This is a genomic window from Paenibacillus sp. VTT E-133291, from assembly GCF_002264395.1.
Lineage (GTDB): Bacteria > Bacillota > Bacilli > Paenibacillales > Paenibacillaceae > Paenibacillus_AQ > Paenibacillus_AQ nitricinens.
On record NZ_NFVA01000189.1, the window covers coordinates 1 to 2,850 of the forward strand.

The window sequence follows — 2,850 nt, forward strand, 5'->3', positions numbered from 1 at the left end:
AATGCATAAGCTAGCGGAAGACGCACGCAAAAAGCTGGAATCCTTGGGTGTGGATGCCGTCCAATACCAGGCGGGGAAAGATCTGGGTGCGTATTTCAAACAGCCCGCGGTGAAGGCGTGTGACTATGATCCGTCGATCACGACCAGCAGTGTACCGCTAATGGAGAAGGAAGAATATGCATTTCTGCTACGAATGGCGGTGGTGGAAGGATCGAAGGGAGAATGGGCCAAGCAACAATTGGAGCTGATGAAGCCGCAGGCTACGATAGGACCCGTTGACCCGTTTAACGCGGTGTCGGAAGCAGACATTTTAAACCGGGACGACCCCAAGGTGATAGAACGGCTGAAAGGGACGTATTGGTTCAAGCTTTCGGTCGAGGAGCAGGACCGGAGGTTTGCAGAGGTCAAGGCATATTACGAAAAGCAGGGAAAGGAAGCGGCAGACAAAAACCGTCTGCTGGGAAGTGGTGTAGGCAATCAGACGCTGGCCAATATTCTAGTAGGCGGAAGCAATATGGTAGTCCATGCAATCGATACGGCGTCGTTTGGAATGGCCGGGACGGTTACGGACTGGATCATGGGGCCGGAACCGGAAGGTTATGTCGATCCGCTGGATAATCAGTATGGGAAGAAGGCCGGGCAGTTTTTAGGAACAGTGGTCAGTATAGGCCTCCCTGTAAAGTATTTAAATGCAATAAAAACTGGGGGAGCGGTAGGTAAGTTTTCACCAACCTTATTGAGGTCAATGGTAGCGGGAGCGGTTAGCGGAACCGTGGGCGAAGCGTTTGACGCATTCAATGATTACAGGGGGGATGGAAAGCAAAACTTAGGAGAGCGCATAACGGCAGTCGGAATCAATACGGTCATTGCAGGTGCGGGAGATGCATTGATTACGGCAGGCAGCAAATTGGCTGTCAGTGCGGTAAGATTTGTGAGCGGGAAGCTGCCGACGAAAGCAACTCAGATAGAGAATGGAGTTAAAGGGGCAGTATCAGACGCGGGGGGATTTAACAAAGGGAATTTAAAGGACATTTCTGGTTTTACCAATGAAATTAATTCACTTTTGTCTAAACATAATATTTCTCTTGGAGAGTTTAATGACCTCCGTCTTAAAGATGTTAGTTTGTTATCCAATAGTGAAAAAATTATGGTGAAGTCCATACGAGAGAGTATACCCATGCCTGATAACACGACTATAATGCAAAAGGTTATACCTAATGAAGACATTTCAAAATATCTTGAAGGAACATATAGCCAAGTAGGAGGTTATATTACCAAGGCATCAGATGTAACTCAGTTAGAAGATTATATGAACATTTATAAGAGCCTACGATTAGATTACACTGACACAAAATTTAATGCTGCAACGGATGAAGTCTTAGGGGTCATAAGATTTAAAACACCAGAGTCTTCAAATATAAAAATTCCATATAGCAATGAAATGGGAGGGATTGTTTCCGAGCCACAACCGTTTACTGGAAATGGCTTTACTAAAGCGACAAATGGACAGTCGATTCCAGAGTATAAGTGTGATGGATATTTGTCCCTTTTTGATGGGGCGGAATTATACACAGTAAGTAAAAAAGGTTCAGAAGTCTTATTAGCCACTTACGATGTGATCTTGGGGCAGTTTATAAAAGTTAATCCTTAGGAGGCAGAGATTTTATGAAGGAAAATATATACGCTATATACAATGGAACCGAGTATGAAGCAGGAGTCGTTAATGACCAAGAAGTAGTTTTGCGTTCGGATGACCCGGCAGTTCTAAATCGAGGATTTGTTTTGTACAAAGGAATAAAGTACATCAAAAAAGTTAAGAGAACTGAGTTGACAGATATATATAAGAAATATTATCAAGCGACATATCAGAATTACCAGTTTGTCGTCACTGAGGATTCAGGTGATAAATTGTTAATTATTGCAACTAACATGGATTATAAAATTTGCGAACAACTGGGCATGAAAATGGTAGATAGAGGTGTGTACCAAAAGTGGATTCAAAAAACTGAAGTGGAATTAAGCATCTCCCGGAAACCGTTATAGATGTCCTTGAGGCATTATAAACATGTTTCAGTTAAGGGAGGAAAACATGGCATCGACGAAGCTGATATTCAATGCAGATGAAGTTCAGCGCCTGCGAACGAAAATAGGACAGGTGAGCCAGGACACCAACCCGCTGTACTTACAGCTGAGAGGTCAGGCCAACAGTTGGAGCGGTATCCCTTTGGGCCAGAACCTCTGCAGGCAGGTGTTGACCAACGAACTGACGGTAGAAGCAGAAAAACTGGAGGATTTCATTCGGTCTACGGTCCAAGGTGTTCAAGATGTTCGGGACGAGAACAAGCGGTAGGCGAGCCAATGGGGGCAGCAGTTCAGCCTCTTTGCGGGCAGGTTTGGAAGCTTTGGGGGAAACGCGAGCCAAGGATGATTTACGATTTCGGCCGTTGCACAGAAGGCGGCTACCCATCTGATTTCTTCGATTACCATTTTAGAGGGTCGGGATGTACTGAATAGTGATCCTATGGTGAAGAAGCTCCGGGATATGATCGCGAAGGTAGACGGACTACAAGGTCTATGAGGCGTTTGGAAACCAGGCTCAAATGGAGACCGTACAAAAGATCATTTAGGGTGAAAAAAGTACTTTTTGAGTTCATTTTTATATAAAAACAATCACTTAAAGGAGAGGTTAATAATGGAAACGAATAAAGTTACATTGAGTTATGATGGATTAGCTGGACAGGCGAAATAATTAAAAATTACGGTACAGAAGTAGACGGTTTAATTAAAAAAGTTATGACTACAATGAAGAATCTCAACAGTATTCTAGTATAGTTTTTAAGTAAAACAAAC

The 2,850-nt window shown here is 43.6% G+C and carries 2 protein-coding genes and 1 pseudogene; all 3 read left to right on the forward strand.

From position 1 onward, the window contains the following. Nucleotides 1-1,651: pseudogene (locus tag CA598_RS33255) on the forward strand (hypothetical protein); the annotation flags it as partial. A gap of 14 nt (nucleotides 1,652-1,665) precedes the next feature. Further along, nucleotides 1,666-2,043 (forward strand): hypothetical protein, encoded by a 378-nt coding sequence (locus CA598_RS31355; RefSeq protein WP_076287102.1) that lies wholly within the window; start codon nucleotides 1,666-1,668, stop codon nucleotides 2,041-2,043. Nucleotides 2,044-2,089: 46 nt separating this feature from the next. Further along, entirely contained in the window at nucleotides 2,090-2,350 is a 261-nt protein-coding gene (locus CA598_RS32535) for a hypothetical protein (protein WP_179283822.1), read from the forward strand. Nucleotides 2,351-2,850: the final 500 nt, after the last annotated feature.